Below are 19594 nucleotides of genomic sequence, written 5' to 3' on the forward strand. Positions count from 1 at the left end.
GAATTGGTGATAGCAACGCCGCCATTCTGCAGCACTAATCAGCACAAAAAAGCGCGCTACCGATGAGGTAGCGCGCTTTTTATTACTTCATACCTTTTACTGGTCGGCGATAAAGATAGTTTTGATGTTGACGAACTCCTTTATGCCAAACCCACCGTGCTCTCGACCATAACCACTTTCTTTAACGCCACCAAATGGCAGGTTAGGCTGAGCGAGTGAGTAGCCGTTGATGTTGACCATGCCGGTATCAAATTCAGTGCGGGCAAGTTCGATAGCGCGCTCCTGGTCTGATGAAAATATACCACCGCCCAGTCCGTATCGAGAGTCATTGGCAATTCGCATAGCATCGCCATCATCTTTGGCGCGAATAAAAGACGCAACCGGACCGAATAGCTCATCATCATAAGCCGGCATACCTGGCTTCACATCTTCAAGAATCGTTAACGGATAATAGTAGCCGGTGTCGCTATTCATGTCGCCACCCAGCGTGCAGGTTGCCCCTTTTTTGATAGACTCCTGAACCTGATCATTCAGTTTGTCTCGCAGGTCCTTACGGGCCATTGGGCCTACGTCGGTATCTTCTGCACGTGGGTCACCGACTTTCAGGTTTTTGAACTGCTGCACATAGGCATCACGAAATTTATCGTAGATTTTATCGGTAATAATGAATCGTTTAGCAGAAACGCAGGTTTCGCCATTGTTGATAACACGGCCCTGAACACACGCTTCCACCGCTGTTTCAATATCAGCATCTTCAAGTACAATAAATGCATCGTTACTGCCAAGCTCCAGAACACTTTTCTTCGACTGGCTACCGGCATTTTCGCCAACTTTCTTACCGACTTTATCTGAGCCAGTAAAGGTTACGCCGCGCACTTTGTCATGCTGAATCAATTCGCTGGCGGTCTCTCCACTGATAAGCAATGACTGGTAGACATTCTTCGGAAAACCGGCCTGTTCATAAAGGTCCTGAATCATCTCTGCCATGCCAAAAACATTATCGGCATGTTTAAGAACGGTTGTATTACCGGCCATAATATTAGGAACGCTATAGCGAATCACCTGATAAAGCGGGAAGTTCCAGGGCTGGATGCCCAGAATTACACCAATTGGCTGGTAGGAAATGATGGCGTTTCCACCCTCATATTCACGTTTTTCGTCTGCTAACTGACTTTCTGCATTTTCAGCAGTGTAACGACAAATCCCTGCGCACAGCTCAACTTCCTGATAGCCCTGAGCTTTAACTTTGCCCATTTCCTCAATCATTAATTCAACGATTTCGTCTGCGCGCTCGTCAATCTTATCTGCCAGTGCATTGAATAGCTTGCTGCGCTCTGCCAGCGATGTTTTACGCCAGCTGGTAAAGGCTTCATGTGAGGCATCTACAGCCTTTTTAGCGTCATCTGTACTAAGAAGTGTATAGCTTTTAAGAGTTTGCTCCGTTGCCGGATTAATTGTTTCCACAGTGTTCGACATTATTGCCTCCTGATTTGAACATGTGTTCCAGCAGGTGCAACATCAGCGCCAACTACCTGGTTTTAGTATATTCGCTGATGGATCATGACGTTATCTGCAGTGAAATGGTGGGTAACTATCAATTTGTTACATCTCGTTAAAGCACAAATTGCACGCTGGTGAGGCAGAATTTCATAGCCTTTTTTTATTAAGACTCAAATACCGCCATACAGCTCAGGATGATTAAATTTTGCTAATCCGAGAATAAGCGCCATTTCGTAAACTGACTGGCGGGTAGCCAAATTGTTGGTTAGCAAACTTATTGCACCACCTTTTTGCTTTATATTGCTGGTATCAAATACATCATCCATCACATCGCCCAGCTCGCGACCGGCCTGTAATGCTTCGTAAATGACGCCGGGTAGTGGCATATTGGCGCTACGATTGATTGCCCAAAAGCCATTATGATAAATGGCAACATAGGCAAACGTCGCAGGCCCATCGGCAAAGTCATCAACACCCCCCTCAATAGCAATAAACCAGCTGGTTTCTCTTTCATGCTCGCTGGCCATATCTATACAGGCTTTCACACGGTTTATCGCACCCTGCCGGGTTTCAGCTTCAGTCATTGGCTGGTCAGCCACACCACTGGGTACCGAACGGGCGCTTGTCGTCACCGACTCATTTAACGATTGCTCCAGTGCATGTCTGGCGGCGTGAAGCTTAACCGGGTTTTCCGATCCCACTACACAATAAATCATGTTGGATTACTCCGGTTGTCGCTACTGACCGGTGCGGCCAGGATAGCATCCAGAAGCTTTGTGTAATCGGTCACCGCCGGGAATGCATCAATCACAGTGGCAGGCTGCTTACTATCAGGGTTAGCAACAGCAAGCAGATGAGCAATACCGAATTGTTTTGCAGCCTGCAATATCGGCAAACTGTCGTCGACAAAAAGCGTACGCGCGGGATTAAATGCCAATCTGGAATGTAATTGTCGCCACAACGACTGAGATTCTTTGGTCACACCGAACTCATGTGTGGAAATCAGCGTATCTATGTGGGCATCAAGGTTTGTACGCTCTACCTTAAGCGCCAGTCCTTCCGGATGTGAATTAGTGACCAGCACAACGTCACGACCAGAACGTTTCAGCGCATCAAGAAACGCAATTGTATCCGGACGAAGGGCGATAAGATGAGCGATTTCGCGCTTAGCGGCCATGATGTCGAGATTGAGTTGTTCGGCCCAGTAATCAAGACAGTACCACTGGATTTGACCACTGACCCGTTCATAATGATTCATCATCTGAGCTTTACACTCTGACAAAGGTTGCCCGGTCGCCTGTGCAACCGTACGGGGCAGATGAATAAGCCAGAAATGGTTATCGTAGTGCAGGTCAAGCAGAGTACCGTCCATATCAAGCAGGACAGTATCAATTTCGTGCCAGGGCAGGTTCGGCAAGCGCGTTTCCTTCTATTGCGATAAGCTTTAGACTAATCACATAATAGCGAAGAATAGCCACGATAAACATGAGTAAAGTAGATCCAGCCAAAGTATTACCGCAGATTCACCACCGGGAAATAGTGGCCAGAAGCCGCTTATTTAAAGTAGAGCGTCTCGATCTAGAGTTTTCCAATGGCGCAACCCGGCAGTTTGAGCGGATGGCCGGCACCTCCCATGGCGCCGTAATGATTGTTCCCATGTTAGACGACGACACTATGATTCTGGTGCGCGAATATGCAGCCGGTAATCATTCTTACCAGCTGGGGTTCCCCAAAGGCCTTATCGACCCAGGCGAAGACGCAGTCCAGGCCGCTAATCGTGAACTTCAGGAAGAAGCAGGTTATGCGGCCAAAGACTTGCAGGAAATTCACAAGGTGAACATGGCACCTAATTTTTTCAATTCTGAAATGCGTATTGTGGTGGCCAGAGATCTTTATCCGCAGCAGCTCGAAGGGGATGAACCTGAGCCGTTGGAAGTAGTGAAGTGGAAAATGAGTCATGCCGCATCACTGCTCACCCGGGACGATTTTATTGAAGCGCGGTGTATTGCCGCTTTGTTTTTAGCGCAACAGTGGTTAAAGGAGCGGTAACACTATGCCTGAAGATGACAGAAAGAAACTACTGGAACTAGCTAAAGAGGTTGCAGTCGAAGCAGGTAGAGAGGTGCTCTCTATCTACGACACAGGTGAGTTCAATGCCTACCAGAAAGACGATGACTCTCCGGTTACCAGTGCCGATTATCTTGCCAATGACATTATTAATAAACGTCTGCAGGCCGCTACGCCCGACATCCCCATTTTGTCTGAGGAAAATAAACACGCGAGCCTGGCCGAGCGTGAGACATGGCCACGTTACTGGCTAATTGACCCAATTGACGGAACCCAGGAATTCATTGCTCGCAGTGGCGATTTTGCGATCAATATAGCGCTGATTGAAAACAATGCCCCCACTATCGGCGTTATTTTCTGGCCGCCCGGGCAATCCCTCTACTATGCAAGCAAAGGTGAGGGGGCTTTTAAAGAGGCACCGGGTGAGCACCGCCGGATTCAGGTACGTAAACTCGATGATCCCCACAACAGCGTGGTGATGATCGCGATTAGTCGTCGCCAGTCCCGTGACAAAATCATGTCCCGTATGACTGCTAAACGGGTTTACCAAACCCTACCATTGGGTAGTTGTTCATTAAAATCCTGTTTTATTGCCGAAGGCAAAGCTGACGTATTCATGCGAATCGGCATTACCGGCGAGTGGGATACCGGTGCATCACAATGCATTGTAGAGGAAGCTGGCGGACGTATTCTGGCGGCTAACTTTGAACCTCTCACCTATAATCAGCGAAAAACGCTGGAAAATCCTGACTTTGTGGTAATGGGCGACCAGCGCGTCCCGTGGCAGGAAATTGTTCAGTATGAAAAGGAGTAACACTATGCGTAAAACTATTCTGACCAGTCTTGGGCTGCTGCTTTCAATGCCTGCCACTGCCGCATGGCAACTGGATGAAACTGAATCGACCATGCATTTTCTGTCGACTAAAAATGCACAGATTACTGAGCTGCATACATTTGAATCGCTTTCCGGCACCATCAGCGACAGCGGTGAGCTCACTGTCACCATCCCATTGTCTTCGGTGAATACGAGTATCGAAATTCGCGATACCCGCATGAAGGAAAAGCTGTTTGAAACCAGTCAGTACCCAAAAGCGGTATTTTCAGCTTCGCTTAGCCAGGATATTCTTGGTATGGCAGCTGGCGAATCAGGCATCTATACTGTTGAAGGAGCCATTGATTTACACGACCAGAATGTTGCGACAACGTTCAATGTTGCGGTTTCGCGTTTAGATGATGCTACCTTCCGCGTTACTACTGTCGCACCTACTCTGCTTAGCGCCGGAGATTTTGGTCTGGCAGACGGTGTCAAAACCCTTCAGGCTATTGCCGGACTTGATAGTATTTCAATGACAGTACCGGTGACCTTTTCTGTCGTTTTTGACAAGCAGTAGTCGTCGATCACTCTGCCCTTCCTCGTGCCTGTAGCGATTATCTTGCTACAGGCAATGCACTTCGCTTCGGCAATGGCTTCTTTTTAAAATCCTGTACTGGCATTGCCTGATGACGCTCAGTTGGCAAAGCGGGGACAGGTGCATCATTTCCTGAAAGAGAAAACGATTTCATATCTTTTCGCACTCTCACCAGACTGCTGTTTTCATGATGCTCTTCGGCAATAACAAAGATGCCCAGTCGGCGGCATGTCAGTCCGAATCTTTCACTACTGGTGAGACGAATTACCGCTGCGCCAATGAACATTCCGGTCAATACCGGTAATAACCACAAAAACAGGGTCGGTGTATACCAGGCTGTAACAGCGCCCCATACCGTGGCAAGCAGCGTCATCCAACGCGTATAAACAAACGCATCTTTCCACGGCACCATGCGCCCCTCTCGGGCCTGTGCATCCCACCTGACCTTATGCCCGATCAGTACGCTTAGCACAAAGTAACTATGATAAAACATCATTATCGGTGCGATCAGTACAGCCATAAATAATTCAACTGTACCGCCCTTGAATAGCGCAAATACGCCACCAAAGTCTTTTCGACGCTGTATCATCGCCAGCAAAATTCCCAGAATTTTAGGCAAAAACAGCAGTGCTATAGTGCCCCACAGTGTCCACAACATCATCTTTTCTTTTGCGATAGGCCAGTCGGGAAATAACTGATACCGGGAGGCAAAAAAGTCTGGCAGTGTAGTCGCCCTGATAATGGCGTCAGCGGTGCCCAGCATCAGTACTGCAAACAGGATAATTGATGATATATAAGCAAACGCGCCAAACAGAAAATGCATCCGGTTGGTGGTTTTTAGCCCCCTGATACCCAGCAGTCCTAGATGCTGAATATTGCCCTGCACCCAGCGCCGGTCCCGGATAGCATAGTCAATCATATTCGCTGGTACTTCTTCATAACTGCCATCGGTGTCGGTAATCAGATAGCATTGCCAGCCGGCGCGGCGCAGCAGCGCCGCTTCTACAAAGTCATGACTGAGAATGTCACCACCAAAGGGAGCGCGCCCGGGCACCTGTGGTAATCCGCAATGCACCATAAAAGGTTCAACACGAATAATAGCATTGTGCCCCCAGTAGTTAGCACTATCGGTTTGCCAGAAAGACAAACCGGTGGCGAGCATTGGGCTATATAAATGTGCGGCGAACTGCACAAACCGACCGAAGAACGAATGCTGGCGCACCGGCATAGGAATGGTCTGAATCAGCGCAACATCGTCATTTAATTCAAGGCGTCGGGCTAAATCACGCATGCGAGAACCTGACATAACACTGTCAGCATCCAGAACAATCATGCCCTCATACTGCGCGCCCCAGCGCTCGCAAAAGTCGGTTACATTACCCACTTTTCGACCGGTATTCTTTTCCCTGCGCCGGTAAAACAACCTATTTTTGGCTTCATGAAGCCGTTCGGTAAGCGCTTGCCATCCATCGCGCTCTGCTTTGGAAAGGTCAGAGTCCCGGGTATCGGATAGCATATAAAAATCGAATTTATCAGCATCCGGCGTTGCCAGTATTTCCCTGACACATGCTTCAAAGCCCACCATGATTCGGCGGGTGTCTTCATTGTACACGGGCATGATGATGGCGTGACGCTTGGTCAGCAGGTCGGCGGTTGCGGCAGGCTTAAGTTCTCTGCGCAGACTTAACGGGTCAATGTGTAACAGCTTCAGAACAAAGCCAATAATGGCTGTCCAGAACGCCATGGACAACCAGACAAACAATGTTACTGCAAGAATCAACTGGCCGGCTTCCAGCGCCGTCAATTGGTTTGGTCGGAATATCTCAAACAAGCTGTAAGTGGCCAGTGCTGCGGTGGGTAATACCAGCAACAGCATGATAATTAATCGGAAGCGTCGGGCCCGGGTAAACAGCTTATTTGGATTTTTCCTGTCTGCCGCCTTACTGTGGCTGGTAGACATAATTCCATACCTCGCTGATTTGCTTATCCTGATGATTCAGGAACAACCGCATATCGACAGGCTTCTGCGAGTCCGGCATAAGAAGAAATGTCGCCCGCATTTCACTGTTGCCGTTTACTTTAAAAATTCGGGCCTGCTTCACTGAACCGCGATTTACATCCAGTATCAGGTCAATTTCATCAGTGTCCAGACTAAAACCACTGGGCAACGTGAAATCAACGACAAATCGTCTGACGGTCTGCTCATCAGACGACTCAAAACCTGGCAGATGACTTACCCCCTGACGCGTTCTGACGACGACCGCTTTGTCGTATAGCTTGGGCTCCTGATCTACAGTACGAACCCGGTAAGAAAAATAGCGACTTTGCCCTTCTTCCATCGATTGCTCTGGTACCCAGTAGGCAACAATGTTGTCGTGTATCTCAGCGTCCGTAGGGATTTCTACAACCTCAAGTTTACCTTTGCCAAAGCCCTCTTTCGGGACTACCCACAGGCCGGGGCGAGCATGATAATTGGCTTCTGCATCCAAATAGCTATTAAAACTACCATCGCGCTGTAACATGCCAAAGGCCTGCGGTGCGGTGTCACTTAACGCTGTAATTTGCAGTCTGGACGGGTTAGTCAGAGGTCGCCAGATTTGCTCTCCCTTTTCAGTAATCATCAGCACGCCATCGCTGTCATGTACTTCCGGACGATAATCATCGTGCCGCTTTTCGGTATTTTCGCCATATAAAAACATGCTGGTAAAGGGGGCGACACCCAGCTTGTTAATATCAGCGCGGGCAAAAAGCCACGCCTGAACATCGGCTTTAGTCGACTCACCCGGATAAAGCGTGAAGGCAAAGGCGCCTGCTACTGACTGGCTTTCCAGTCGGGCGTAAATCGTAATGGACTTATCATCACCAGGCTTTATCAGCCAGAATTTGGTAAAGCGGGGAAACTCTTCCCCTTCAGGCAAGGCAGTATCAATTGCCAGCCCCCGGGCGGAGATCCCGTACACCTGGTTTTTACCTATCAGCCGGAAATAAGATGCGCCCTGAAAAACGGCAAACTCGTCTTTATATTCACTATCATTCAGAGGGTAATGAATGCGAAAGCCGGCGAAGCCACTTTTTTTATTGGTCAACCCTTTGACCTTTTTGGCCTTTTTCTCATAACGGAACATATTGGCGTCAAAGGGCAGTGCGGACGTACTGTTATCGCGTTCTACTACAGTAACTGAGACCGGCTCATCGTATAAAAAACCCGGATGAAAAAACTGCACCTCGTAGGGGCTCTTGTTTTTCCACAACGCTTCTTTGGGTTTGAAGTGGATAGCCTTGTAGGCCTGATAATCCATATTCTTGAGCTTTTCGTCCAGACCATGGTCATTGGCCTGAAAGTCACTTTTTGCTGACTCTCTGGCTTCTGCTATAACCGATTCCAGGATAGGCTTATTCTGAGGTAAATTTGTTTCATCAACTTTCTGCGCCAGCGCCGGTGTGCTGCACAAGAGCAGGCCTGAATACACGGATGCAGAAACTTTTATAACGCTTTTACTCAAACGTTTCAGGGAAGCTGGAGTCGAATAAACACCCCCTACAACACAGAAGAAAGGGGACAAGCGACGTAGCAGCATGATGAATCTCCGAAAAATCAGCAGGACAATAAGAAAAGTGCTGTAGAACAACAACAAGATATGTAATTTTCGACCAGTCAGATCAGTTCCCGGCAGGGTTCAGGTAAACCAGTTTGATACTAACAAGTCAGAAAAGTGTCTGAGATTTCAGACAGATATAGAGAATACCGGATTGAACTCTCCACGGGCCCATCCTGGCACTTACGCTGTAAGCCTTATAACACAAGCGCTAAGCATATACTTTCTACTTTTGGCAAACATGTTGCAATACTCAGCTCATGTTGCAAAAAGTAGTAAAAAAAGGATTCATTATGCAAAAACGTTTACCTGTCATCGCTGCACTGGTTTTCAGTGCGTTCGCGCCCACTACACTTGCAGCCGTCAACTGGCAGTTTGTTGAGGGTGGTTACAGCGATCTGGATGCCGGATACACCGATGCTGACGGATTTACGATTGCAAGCAAGTATTTGATGGACAACAACATCTACCTTAATGGTGATTATAAGCATTTTGACGAGTCTGACGCGGATTTCAGCATGCTGACCTTAGGTGGTGGTTATCGCATGCCATTAAGCAGTCAGACAGATGCGTACTTTGGCGCTAACTTTGAACGCATCGACTCTGATGGCTACGACGATAACGGATTCAGCCTGAATGCCGGTGTGCGTTCGATGGTACTGCCGGAATTAGAGCTGGCTGGTCAAATAGGCTACTACGATGTGAACGATGGTGATTTTACGATGAAAGTCAGTGCCAATTATTATTTTGCGCCACGTTGGGCGGTTGGTCTGAGTCATGAAGAGCTGGATAATTTCGATATTACTCAGCTGACTGCACGCTACACTTTCTGATAAACGCGATTTCTCCCGCTATACTCCCGTTGGGACAGTGTTGAGCAGGCCTTGTGCCTGCTTTTTTTGTAGAGGCAAACGATGTTTAGAACTGTCAGCCTGGTATTTTTCACAATAATTTTAAGTGCATGTACGTCAGTACCCGCTCGCACACCAAATCATTTGCTTGGCTATTCACAAAGCGGAACAGCCAGTTACTATGCGATGAAATACCAGTTCCGCAGGACGGCGAGTGGTGAAATGCTTAACAATCTGGCAAACACCGCAGCACATCGCTCGTTGCCGTTTGGCACACTTGTGAAAGTGACGAATCGGGAGACCGGTGAAAGCGTGGTGGTTAAAATTAACGATCGGGGGCCATTTATAAAAGGCCGTATTATCGATCTGACCCGCTCAGCGTTTTCGTCCATCGCTGATACCCGGGAAGGTATAGTGCCAGTGGTTATTGAGGTGGTTGCTCAGTAGACTCTTCGGCACTGGGGTCGTAGCTGTCGGCAGGTCGTATATCAACAGTTTCATGTAACTGAGAATAAACCAGCACAGCCTCACCGCTCTTCAGGCGGGCAATAACATCGTCTACCTTTTCCTCAAAGCTAATCTCAACTTCGCCGTAATCTGTCCCTTCTCGCAATACAAAGCCTTCAGCAATACTTCTTATCGTATCTCGTTCAAGCTCAGATAACGGTATAATCATAGTGACTCCTAAAATATACTGACCCAGCGCTGACAGGTCTAATCACTGCCCGGCATGAATTGCTCAAGAAAGTGCCTGACCCGGGACTGCAGCCAAACCTGGGGTCTTAAAATATTGCCCTGCATGAATCCAACATGACCTCCGCGGTCGCTTAATTCAACCGTCACAGCTTCGGCCAGCTCTTCCTGCTGCGGCACAATCAAATGATTCATAAAAGGGTCATCAATGCTGTGCAGCACCAGTGTCGGACAGTGAATAGCGCTGAGGTAGTGAAAGGCACTGCACTTTTGATAATAGTCTTCTGCATCAGAGAAGTCGTGAAGCGGGGCTGTTACCCGTTCATCAAACTGTCTGAAGTCCTGAATTTTATCTACATCGTCAGGGTTAAGCTGTATCAGCTTGCGATAATCAATAAACGCCATTTTCTTTTTCAGCGTCGCTTTCATACTGCCCAGCAGATACTTCTGATAAACCTTGGAGAAGCCCTGATTGATGCTTCGGGCACACTCACTAAGCTTTAAAGGCGCTGAAATCGCCACCGCAGCGTTCAGCCATTTTTGAGCCGGATTTTCACCCAAAAGCTTCAATAGCATATTCGCTCCCAGGGAGAAGCCAACAGCCACTTTGGGTAAGTCAGGAAAACGCTTATTCAGAAGGTCGAGAAAAAATGCCGGATCTTCAGTTTCGCCCGAGTGGTAAGCGCGGGGTAAACGGTTAGGCTCTCCTGAGCAGGATCTGAAATGCATCATTACTACCTGCCACCCGCGCTGACTCAACGCTGCCATCATATCGTTGGCATAATGTGAGCGAATACTTCCCTCAAGCCCGTGAAACATCGCAACAATACCCGTCGTTTTTTCAGGTTTTGGCCCCCAGGCTAAATCCAGAAAGTCACTGTCGGGAAGCGTAACCCGTTCCCAGGTATAGTTCAGAGGCAGGCGTTTTTGGATAAACCGCGGCCAGATGGTTTGTAAGTGTCGGTTTTTCGCCCACCAGGGCGCTGTGAAGGCGCTTTTTACTATCTTTCCGTGAAGCAGGTTCTTTCTGTGCGTCATAATACGTTTAAACGCTTTCCTTGATGATTTGACGTATATCAGCGATGGCTGCGGTATTATCCCGCAGGTTATAGGCGTGTATAAACGCCACAACGCTGGCGTTGATTCCCGGAATGTCGGTCGTATCAACGGTCATGTTGTTATAGGCGCTGACCAAATCAGCCTGTTGCTGTGCCTCCAGTTCCAGTTCAGATGCTTTTAGCTGTGCGTATTGCGCATGCTCTTCACTAACATCATGACGCGCGGCGCGGCGGCGTTGGCGGTGTTGCTGTAACTGATGTTCGCTGTGGGCGATGGCCGCTTTTAATGTATGCCACTGCTTTAACACGACCAGGCGCTGATGTTTCAGGCACCAGCATAAAAACAACAGCATATTGACGTTTACACCGGCGTTATCCTGCAAACGCAAACACAGCGCGGCAATCGCCGGGTCACTATAAAGACGGGTAGAGAACGCCCAGAAGTCGGATGCGGTTAAATCATAGGTTGCTGTCATAGTCCTGCCTTGCCTGTTCAATTGCCTCCTGGGCTTCCATCCAGGCCATTTCTGTTTCTTCCTGCGCGGCGGTAAGTTGCTTTTGCTCATTCAGCAGCGCCATCAGTTTTGCTTTATTATCATCATTATAAAGCTGCGTATCTGATAAACGCATCTCAAGGCTGGAAAGTTCAGCAGATAATTTTTCCAGCTGCTTCTCATGCTTCTGCAACGCTTTGGTGTAAGGCGCGATAGCTTGTCGAAACTCTGCATCTTTGCGTTTCTGTGCTTTACGATCATCCTTAGGACGACTTTCTTTAGCCGGCTTTTGCTCGCCCTGCTGGCTTAAAATCCACTCACGATAATCATCCAGGTCGCCGTCAAACGGCGCGGCATGACCACTATCGACCAGATAAAAGTCCTCACACACTGAGGCCAGTAAAAAACGGTCGTGCGATACCAGCACCATAGCACCATCAAACCCCTGTAACGCCATATTCAGTGCATGCCGCATTTCTAAATCAAGGTGGTTCGTAGGTTCATCCAATAACAGTAAATTAGGTTTCTGATAAACAATTATAGCAAGCACAAGCCGGGCTTTTTCGCCGCCGGACATGGGGGCCACTGACGCCAGGGCGGCATCTCCGAAAAAGCCAAAGCCGCCCAGAAAGTCGCGTAGTTGCTGCTCGGTAGCTCGACTATCCAACCGTTGAAGGTGCAATAGTGGCGAGGCTTTCGGGTCAAGATACTCAAGCTGATGCTGAGCAAAATAGCCTACTTTTAACCCCTGCGCTGTCGTAAATTCACCTTTTAAAGGGTTTAGCACATCTGCCAATAATTTGATTAATGTAGATTTACCCTGACCATTTCGCCCCAGCAAGCCAATTCGGCTGCCGGGCACCAGGTTGAGTTTTACCTCATTTAAAATGACTTTTTCACCATACCCCAGCTGAACATGCTCCATGCGAATGAGCGGATTCGGCAAGTCTTCGGGTTCAGCAAAAGAAAAGCTGAAAGCGCTGGCAGAATGGGCCGGCAAAATAGTTTCCATACGCTCAAGCTGTTTGATTCGACTTTGCGCCTGTTTTGCCTTACTCGCCTTAGCTTTAAACCGGGTTATGAATGACTCAAGGTGCGCGATTTTATCCTGTTGCTTTTCATACTCGATATTCTGCAAGCGTATTCGCTCGGCACGCTGTGTTTCGTAAGCGCTATAGTTACCGGTATAAGCAACAAGTTGTTGCTGCTCCACGCTAATAATCTGCGATACCGTAGCGTCAATAAAAGCTTTGTCGTGAGAAATCAGCATCAGCGTACCTGTGTACCGTTGTAACCACTTTTCCAGCCAGATAACCGCATCCAAATCAAGGTGATTGGTGGGCTCATCCAGCAATAACAGGTCAGAGGGGCACAACAGGGCCTGCGCAAGATTCAGTCGCATTCTCCAGCCACCGGAAAAATCGGTCACCGGCGCCTGCAACTGCGTATTGCTAAAGCCCAAACCTGCCAGAATAGTTGCCGCGCGCGCTTCCACATCATACGCCCCGGCCTGATCCAGCGAATCATGCAGTGCCGCAATACGCTCACCCTCGTGCTGCGCTTCCGCCTCTGCTAACTCACTTTGCAATTGTCTGAGGTGTTTATCGCCATCAATGACATAATCGATCGCGCTGCGGGATACAGCAGGCGTTTCCTGGGCAACGCTGACAATTCGCCAGTGTCCGGGCACCACGCAATCGCCGGCATCCAGTGATATTTCGCCACGCAGCAATGCAAACAGGCTGGACTTCCCACAGCCGTTGCTGCCGATAAGGGCCACTTTATGGCCCGGAAAAATTTGCGCCGATGCTGATTCCAGCAATATTTTACTGCCCCGCATCAACGTAATATCTGAAAGCTTGATCATATCTGCCGCTTTTACCCTAAACAATTGCGCGCGATATGGTAGCAAAAAAGCACAGCACTCGCTTGTATTACGCGCCTTTAACTAAACAGACTAAACAGCACGGCAGCGATTGCGTTACAATACGCAGTACAGTTAACTTTTACCGATTACGAGGCACTTATGACCAACCGGGAACGCCGCCGCTTTATTGCCGGTGCTATTTGCCCAAAATGTAACGCCATGGATACCATCATGCTGTACTTTGAAAATAACGTTGAGAAGTTAAAGTGCGTGGAATGTGACTATCAGGAATCGCAGACCGACGACTCAGTGAAAGAGCAGAGTAAAGGCAGCGATAACATTATCGGCGTGTTCAAACCTGAGTAAAAATTACGCTGTTGGAATTTTACTTTGTAAGTTTATACCTCCCAATATATCGTCACCTTTGGAAAATTTCGCAAGCTATTGATTTTAAAAACAAACCTTGCTTGCTGTTTGTGGCATAAAACTTTCACCATCTTCGTCTCGCCTGAATAAAGAGAAGAGCTATGGGAAAGCGAACAAAACGAACTACCTGGTGCATCGTCACCGTAATTGCAGTACTACTGCTCATTCGTTTTTCCCTGCCGTATGGCGCACAATGGTATATCAACCGTACCCTTGAAGCACCGGGTGGCTATTCAGGTCATGTCGGAGACGTCGATTTGATGCTGTGGCGCGGTGCGTACAGCCTGGAAGATATTACGATAATTCAGGATGGCGGCTCCACAGAACGTCCACTTTTTAAAGCTCAGGAAATTGAATTCAGTTTGCTCTGGTCTGCATTGATGGACGGTGCCATTGTTGGCGACATTCTTCTTACAGCGCCTGAAATTAATTTTATTGACTCACAAAAAGACGATTCAAAAGATCAGACTGGTGAATCCGAAAACTGGCTTAATCTGGCGGACCAGCTATTTCCCCTTAAGGTCGATCATCTACAAATTATTCGCGGTAAAATTGCGTTCTACAACCCTGATTCAGTACCACCTATCGACCTTGCAGTTCACGACATCAATGGTGAGGCACGTAACCTGGTCAATAGCCGGGATCTGTCTAAAAATCTGGTGGCAACTTTTGATGCATCAGCCCAGACTGCGAAGCAGGGTACGCTAACCATTGCTGCATCGCTAAATCCCAGTACTAAAAAACCGACCTTTGATATGGATGTTCAGGCCAACGATGTCGCTCTGGTGAACTTTGAGAATCTTCTGGATACCTATGCACCTTTTGACTTAGAGGCTGGCACGCTTGAACTGGCGTTGGAAATAGCCAGTGATGATGGCTATGTAGAAGGCTACATTAAACCTATTTTGAAGGATGTCACCGTGTTCTCCTGGAAAGGTGATATTGAGGAAGATAACGATGGATTCTTTGAGGGTATGGTGGAAATGGCATCCGCTTTTATTACCGAATTATTCGAAAATCAGTCAAAAGACCAAATCGCTACCCGAATACCCATTGAAGGACAGCTTAACGAGCCGGAAACAGCGTTGCTACCGGCTATCGGTGCGGTACTGAAAAATGCATTTATCGCCGCAATGAAGGGTGACGTTGAAAAAAGCATTGAGCTGAAGGACGCAACCCGCCAAAAGCAGGAAGCAAAGCAAGATGCCGCCGAAGATAACGATACTGAAAACAATACGATACGCGGCGAACAAACACCCTTTTAATAATGGGGAGGCGGTGTTTCTTCGCTTAGTCTGGCTACATTTGAAGGCTCCATGGCTTTCAGCTTATCCAGCAGATGGCGGGTTTGTACCTGCAGCTTTTCAATCTGATACTGCTGACCAGTAAGCGCATCGTTAAGCTCTTCTATCGTGTGGTCCTGAAAGGCAACTTTCGTCTGCAATTCCGCTATGGCCTGTAGTGCGTCAGACAGTGAATGTATCTCGTTATTCTCACTCATGGTCAAATTCCCATAATTCGGCTAAACCGCTGCTGCTTTCAGAAAGAATGTGTCCGGGACCGGTAAATCCGACCGCATAAACTACGGCACTGGGCGGTGACGCGCCTTCTTTTGGCGTAACCTTCCACTCCTGCACCGGTTCACCGGTAGCAACACGCCACAGGTCTACACTTCGGGTAGGCGAACCTGTTAGTAGGTACTCACCATCTTTTGAAAACACAGCATCTGTAAAGATTTTCTGGCGCGCAATATACTGTAAGTTAGACACCGGTGCACCCGTTTGTGCATTCCAGATCTGAGATTTCTGCTGACTATCGGCAGTAAATACGAACCGGCCCTGGTCGTCCAGTGCCACTAATGTCACGCGGCTGGGATGGTTAAAAGTATGGATAATCTGACCATTATCGGTACTCCACAGGTAAGCGACATAGTCATTCGAGCCGGTCAGCGCATACTTGCCGTTAGGAGAAATATCAACGCTGTTAATTTTCTCCTGGTGACCGAAAAACTCCAGCCGGCGACCAGTCTCAGGCTCAAAATACATGGCCTTACCGTTTGACCGCCCCACCAGAATGCCTTTTCCACTATTTGCTACCGCAATACCTCGAATCGTTGATTCATCAATGCGCCAGAACCCTACCGGCTCTCCGGTCTCCAGATTCCATAACGCAAAAGCTTCACGATCACTGGTAACGACTGCCTTTTTGTCGGCCGAGATATGTACCGCGTTAACCAGATTGGCCGCCTCGCCCTGATGCGACCAGTGGTACAATGGCTCGCTACTTTTCGCTCGCCACACATTAATTCCGTTGTTCGCACCAGAGACCACCGATAATTCACCATCCGGGGAGATATCAGCGGCAAATGCCCCTTTCTCTGCATGTATCCACTGTTTATCAGGGTCAAGATCAGCGCCCGTGCAGGCAATGTTCAAACAGATACAAAGGCCCAGGAAAGTCAGGCGATGGAACGATTTTAACAAGCTCATGTCGAACAGTTTTTCCTTTTAACAGCTTGAAATACCATAGCATGGCGAAAAGTAAATCGCGTAAAAGTCTTGTAATCGACCTATTGCGCCTACACAGTATACATAAATAATATGCGTTTACGGGTTCGTACGGACTAAACAAAAACCGACTCGCTACTCAATTTACTTAAGATGGAGAATCATTATGCGTAAGTCACTTGTCGCATTGTCGACAGTTGCCGCGCTTGGCTTGTTTGCCTGCCAGCCGGACACAGCAGAAAAGAACACTACGAACAACAATGAAGAAACCGCGTCATCTGATGTGTCTAAATCGAATGATGATATGACCGATGCTCAAAAGCATGCTTACGCTATGGGCGCGAGCATGGGCCTTTTTGTCAGCAACCGTGCTGAGCAACAAGAGCAACTGGGTGTGCCTATGGACCAGGATGCGCTGAAAAAAGGCTTCGAAGATGGATTGAACGATTCACTTAAATACAGCCAGGAAGAAATTCAGAAACTGGCTCAGGAAGGTGAACAGGTCCTACGCGAGAAACAGCAGGCACAGGCTCAGGAACAAGCTGAAGAAAATGTTCAGAAAGGCAAAGACTACATGGCAGAAAACGCTAAGAAAGAAGGCGTTAAAACTACCGAGTCTGGCATTCAGTACGAAGTCCTTGAAGAAGGTGATGGCGAAAGTCCATCAGCAGAAGATACTGTTCAGGTACACTATCGCGGTACTCTGATTGACGGTACTGAGTTTGATTCATCATACAAGCGTGATGAACCGGCAACTTTCCCGCTTAATCGTGTTATTCCGGGCTGGACTGAAGGTGTGCAGCTGATGCAGGAAGGCGCTAAGTACCGTTTTGTTATTCCACCAGAGCTGGCTTATGGTGAGCGGGCAACTGGCGCAATTACACCAAACTCAACGTTGATTTTCGAAGTTGAGTTGCTGGATGTGGTTGAAGAAGAAGCGCAGGAAGATACTGAATAAGTATGTTTCAGGCGTAAAAAAGCCGATGCTGTTGCATCGGCTTTTTTGTATGTAACGGCAAATCCGTGCCTGCCTTTGTTCCATCGTGCATAAACATTGAACGTGGTTTATAAGCGCGTGCCCGGATAGTAATACGGGCTTTTCAATTGGTTGTCTAATCGACTCTTTAAGTATAGACACCGGCTTAAATCCTGCCACTGCCTGCTCAAACCGATTTGGAACAAAAAACAAATGGGTTATAGCTTTAAATGATTTCGGCGCTCACGCTTTACGCGGTTGGTGGCACAATGGCGTAATACAATACCGCCCGCCTTATACAGAAAGAGTCCGCCTATCAGGTATAACGCTGTTGAAAGGTGTTCAATTACTTTGAAAACCTCTATGACACCCACTGCTAAAAGCATCGCACCGGTCATAAATAGCAATAATCCCATAATTGTCAGCCCGAATTTGCTGGGTACTGACGACTTATGATAATTAACCACTTTAACACTCTCACTGACCATAACGTTGCTCTCTTTAAATCATATCCATTGATATGGATAATAATAAGACCATTTCCTGTACAGGTTGGTTCATTTTTACCCGGGGCAACACAGATTTCCATGATTACGGCCACGCCGTGAGTCATGCTGAGTTGCTTAATTAATAGTTTAAAATCATAACTTTGGCAAATAAACGTTGAAAACTCCTCTGATAACCCGTGGCGGATACCACAAACTTAAAGACGAGCTGGATTATCTGTGGCGCGAAGAACGTCCTGAGGTCACTCGTAAAGTCACCTGGGCAGCGAGTCTTGGTGACAGAAGCGAAAATGCTGACTATCAATACAATAAAAAACGACTGCGTGAGATAGATCGCCGGGTGAGATATCTGCGTAAATGCTTAGAACGATTGAAAGCCATTGACTACAACCCGGAGCAGGAAGGCCGGGTATTTTTCGGCGCCTGGGTCGAGATAGAAAATGATGAGGGAAAGACGCTAACCCTGCGCATCGCCGGTTACGATGAGATATTCGGTCGCAAAGATTATATCTCAGTGGACTCACCGATGGCGCGAGCCCTGTTGGGCAAGTACCCTGATGATGATGTGGTAGTTCGCACCGAAGCAGGAGTATTTGAGTGGTGGATAAATCGTATTTGGTACGATACAACAGATAAATTATAACCTGCAGGCTGCGCCACTACGCGCTGATATGTCATGCCATGGACAGGCCTGTGCCAATAAAAAGAAGGACATAAAATGATGAAGTTTCGTCACGTGCTATTAGGTGCAGGATTGGTGATGGGCGCGTCGCTCCCCGCTTCCGCTCATGATTTCTGGTTGTCACCCGCTAAATATCAAATTTCGCCCGCCGCGACGGTCGCGGTGCAGTTCAAAGTCGGCCACAATGATAGCGCTGAAGACTGGAACCTGCGCTGGGATAAAGTGGTCGCTTTACGAAACTATACCCCTGACGGCGTAGCCGACTTGTCAGCCAGTATTATCCAGAAATCTGATTTACTGCCTGGTGCGGCCAAAACGCAATCACTTGAAGCCGGAACCTATGTTATTGGATTGGAAAGCTATCACAGTGTGAGTGAACTTAGCGCTGAGCCCTTTAACAACTATGTTGAGGAGGAAGGACTCACTGCGATCCACGATTACCGCCAGCAAAAAGGGCTGACCGGCACAGCAGGGACTGAGCTTTACTCACGCAAAGCCAAAACCATCATTCAGGTTGGCGACAAGCTGACAAAAAATGCCGTCCATCCTGTTGGGCATACCCTTGAAATTATTCCTGAGTCTCACCCTTACGATTTAGGTGAAAAAGCCGCGCTTCCCGTTAAAGTACTATTCAGAGGCCGTCCATTGGAAGGAGCGCTTATCAAATCCAGCGCGCTGAAGGGAGCCAACCACAAAGCGCAGTCGGTCAAAACAGACAGCGATGGCAAAGCGACAGTGTCGTTTGACGAAAAAGGGCCGGTAAAATTAAGTGTTGTATGGGGCGAGCCTCTGTCAGGTAACCCACGTGCAGATTTTGAGACTTATTTTTCAAGCCTGACATTTTCGGTAAACAATTAGCGGGTTAGTCCTTTCGTGATAGTAAAAGTAGCGGCAAACTCATATTGGCAGAGAAAGCCGCTCTGCTAATAAACAATGGTTTGCAGATTATGTAAGCTTCTCAG

The 19594-nt window shown here is 48.0% G+C and carries 22 protein-coding genes; 10 read left to right on the forward strand and 12 right to left on the reverse strand.

The window, feature by feature from the left end:
• Positions 1 to 96 precede the first annotated feature (96 nt).
• The 3 genes from FBQ74_RS16600 to yrfG all read right to left on the reverse strand — a co-directional run bounded on the left by FBQ74_RS16600 (position 97) and on the right by yrfG (position 2917).
• Positions 97 to 1476, reverse strand: a complete 1380-nt coding sequence (locus FBQ74_RS16600; RefSeq protein ID WP_139757725.1) for an NAD-dependent succinate-semialdehyde dehydrogenase — start codon at positions 1474 to 1476, stop codon at positions 97 to 99.
• 194 nt (positions 1477 to 1670) lie between these two features.
• Positions 1671 to 2216 carry an inosine/xanthosine triphosphatase gene (yjjX, locus tag FBQ74_RS16605; protein WP_139757726.1) on the reverse strand — a complete coding sequence of 182 codons (546 nt, stop codon included), beginning with the start codon at positions 2214 to 2216 and terminating at the stop codon, positions 1671 to 1673.
• Positions 2213 to 2917, reverse strand: a complete 705-nt coding sequence (gene yrfG / locus FBQ74_RS16610; protein WP_139757727.1) for a GMP/IMP nucleotidase — start codon at positions 2915 to 2917, stop codon at positions 2213 to 2215. Before yrfG ends, yjjX begins: the two co-directional genes overlap by 4 nt.
• A 68-nt stretch (positions 2918 to 2985) precedes the next feature.
• On the opposite strand from yrfG, the gene nudE reads away from it, so the two are divergent.
• The 3 genes from nudE to FBQ74_RS16625 are packed head-to-tail and all read left to right on the forward strand — an operon-like array spanning position 2986 to position 4958.
• A complete protein-coding gene (gene nudE / locus FBQ74_RS16615) occupies positions 2986 to 3549 on the forward strand; it encodes an ADP compounds hydrolase NudE (protein WP_139757728.1) in 564 nt (187 codons plus the stop codon).
• Between the two features lie 4 nt (positions 3550 to 3553).
• Positions 3554 to 4381 (forward strand): 3'(2'),5'-bisphosphate nucleotidase CysQ, encoded by an 828-nt coding sequence (gene cysQ, locus FBQ74_RS16620; RefSeq protein WP_139757729.1) that lies wholly within the window; start codon positions 3554 to 3556, stop codon positions 4379 to 4381.
• 4 nt (positions 4382 to 4385) lie between these two features.
• On the forward strand, positions 4386 to 4958 hold the full coding sequence (locus FBQ74_RS16625) for a YceI family protein (RefSeq protein ID WP_139757730.1): 573 nt from the start codon (positions 4386 to 4388) through the stop codon (positions 4956 to 4958).
• Positions 4959 to 4995: 37 nt separating this feature from the next.
• Here FBQ74_RS16625 and mdoH read toward each other — a convergent pair whose 3' ends face one another.
• Together mdoH and FBQ74_RS16635 are read right to left on the reverse strand one after the other, a co-directional pair.
• On the reverse strand, positions 4996 to 6936 hold the full coding sequence (mdoH, locus tag FBQ74_RS16630; protein WP_139757731.1) for a glucans biosynthesis glucosyltransferase MdoH: 1941 nt from the start codon (positions 6934 to 6936) through the stop codon (positions 4996 to 4998).
• Positions 6917 to 8479 carry a glucan biosynthesis protein gene (locus FBQ74_RS16635; protein ID WP_232371941.1) on the reverse strand — a complete coding sequence of 521 codons (1563 nt, stop codon included), beginning with the start codon at positions 8477 to 8479 and terminating at the stop codon, positions 6917 to 6919. Before FBQ74_RS16635 ends, mdoH begins: the two co-directional genes overlap by 20 nt.
• 386 nt (positions 8480 to 8865) lie before the next feature.
• Here FBQ74_RS16635 and FBQ74_RS16640 point away from each other — a divergent pair, with 386 nt between their 5' ends.
• The gene (locus FBQ74_RS16640; RefSeq protein ID WP_139757733.1) at positions 8866 to 9405 is read left to right on the forward strand and encodes a porin family protein; all 540 of its coding nucleotides are present in this window, start codon (positions 8866 to 8868) and stop codon (positions 9403 to 9405) included.
• A gap of 81 nt (positions 9406 to 9486) precedes the next feature.
• The gene (locus tag FBQ74_RS16645; protein ID WP_139757734.1) at positions 9487 to 9870 is read left to right on the forward strand and encodes a septal ring lytic transglycosylase RlpA family protein; all 384 of its coding nucleotides are present in this window, start codon (positions 9487 to 9489) and stop codon (positions 9868 to 9870) included.
• Here FBQ74_RS16645 and FBQ74_RS16650 read toward each other — a convergent pair.
• The 4 genes from FBQ74_RS16650 to FBQ74_RS16665 are packed head-to-tail and all read right to left on the reverse strand — an operon-like array spanning position 9848 to position 13535.
• The gene (locus FBQ74_RS16650; RefSeq protein WP_139757735.1) at positions 9848 to 10099 is read right to left on the reverse strand and encodes a YheU family protein; all 252 of its coding nucleotides are present in this window, start codon (positions 10097 to 10099) and stop codon (positions 9848 to 9850) included. The genes FBQ74_RS16645 and FBQ74_RS16650 overlap by 23 nt on opposite strands.
• Positions 10100 to 10137: 38 nt before the next feature.
• Positions 10138 to 11154, reverse strand: a complete 1017-nt coding sequence (locus FBQ74_RS16655; RefSeq protein WP_139757736.1) for a hydrolase — start codon at positions 11152 to 11154, stop codon at positions 10138 to 10140.
• Between the two features lie 7 nt (positions 11155 to 11161).
• Complete coding sequence (locus tag FBQ74_RS16660) at positions 11162 to 11650, reverse strand: TIGR02444 family protein (RefSeq protein WP_168190699.1); 489 nt, start codon at positions 11648 to 11650, stop codon at positions 11162 to 11164.
• Complete coding sequence (locus tag FBQ74_RS16665; protein WP_139757738.1) at positions 11634 to 13535, reverse strand: ATP-binding cassette domain-containing protein; 1902 nt, start codon at positions 13533 to 13535, stop codon at positions 11634 to 11636. Before FBQ74_RS16665 ends, FBQ74_RS16660 begins: the two co-directional genes overlap by 17 nt.
• Positions 13536 to 13694: 159 nt before the next feature.
• On the opposite strand from FBQ74_RS16665, the gene FBQ74_RS16670 reads away from it, so the two are divergent.
• On the forward strand, positions 13695 to 13901 hold the full coding sequence (locus FBQ74_RS16670) for a YheV family putative zinc ribbon protein (protein ID WP_139757739.1): 207 nt from the start codon (positions 13695 to 13697) through the stop codon (positions 13899 to 13901).
• Positions 13902 to 14062: 161 nt separating this feature from the next.
• Complete coding sequence (locus FBQ74_RS16675) at positions 14063 to 15226, forward strand: DUF748 domain-containing protein (RefSeq protein ID WP_139757740.1); 1164 nt, start codon at positions 14063 to 14065, stop codon at positions 15224 to 15226.
• On the opposite strand, the gene FBQ74_RS16680 is transcribed toward FBQ74_RS16675, so the two are convergent.
• On the reverse strand, positions 15223 to 15462 hold the full coding sequence (locus FBQ74_RS16680; RefSeq protein ID WP_139757741.1) for a SlyX family protein: 240 nt from the start codon (positions 15460 to 15462) through the stop codon (positions 15223 to 15225). The genes FBQ74_RS16675 and FBQ74_RS16680 overlap by 4 nt on opposite strands.
• The gene (locus FBQ74_RS16685) at positions 15455 to 16450 is read right to left on the reverse strand and encodes a WD40 repeat domain-containing protein (RefSeq protein ID WP_139757742.1); all 996 of its coding nucleotides are present in this window, start codon (positions 16448 to 16450) and stop codon (positions 15455 to 15457) included. The genes FBQ74_RS16680 and FBQ74_RS16685 overlap by 8 nt, the downstream gene beginning before the upstream one ends.
• Positions 16451 to 16634: 184 nt before the next feature.
• On the opposite strand from FBQ74_RS16685, the gene fkpA reads away from it, so the two are divergent.
• Complete coding sequence (gene fkpA, locus FBQ74_RS16690; RefSeq protein WP_139757743.1) at positions 16635 to 17426, forward strand: FKBP-type peptidyl-prolyl cis-trans isomerase; 792 nt, start codon at positions 16635 to 16637, stop codon at positions 17424 to 17426.
• A 236-nt stretch (positions 17427 to 17662) separates the two neighbouring features.
• Here fkpA and FBQ74_RS16695 read toward each other — a convergent pair whose 3' ends face one another.
• Entirely contained in the window at positions 17663 to 17932 is a 270-nt protein-coding gene (locus tag FBQ74_RS16695; RefSeq protein WP_139757744.1) for a hypothetical protein, read from the reverse strand.
• A 175-nt stretch (positions 17933 to 18107) separates the two neighbouring features.
• On the opposite strand from FBQ74_RS16695, the gene greB reads away from it, so the two are divergent.
• Both greB and FBQ74_RS16705 read left to right on the forward strand, forming a co-directional pair.
• Positions 18108 to 18593 carry a transcription elongation factor GreB gene (gene greB, locus FBQ74_RS16700; RefSeq protein ID WP_139757745.1) on the forward strand — a complete coding sequence of 162 codons (486 nt, stop codon included), beginning with the start codon at positions 18108 to 18110 and terminating at the stop codon, positions 18591 to 18593.
• A gap of 75 nt (positions 18594 to 18668) precedes the next feature.
• On the forward strand, positions 18669 to 19490 hold the full coding sequence (locus tag FBQ74_RS16705; RefSeq protein ID WP_232371942.1) for a DUF4198 domain-containing protein: 822 nt from the start codon (positions 18669 to 18671) through the stop codon (positions 19488 to 19490).
• The last annotated feature ends 104 nt before the right edge of the window (positions 19491 to 19594 follow it).

Source organism: Salinimonas iocasae (genome assembly GCF_006228385.1).
Taxonomy (GTDB): domain Bacteria; phylum Pseudomonadota; class Gammaproteobacteria; order Enterobacterales; family Alteromonadaceae; genus Alteromonas; species Alteromonas iocasae.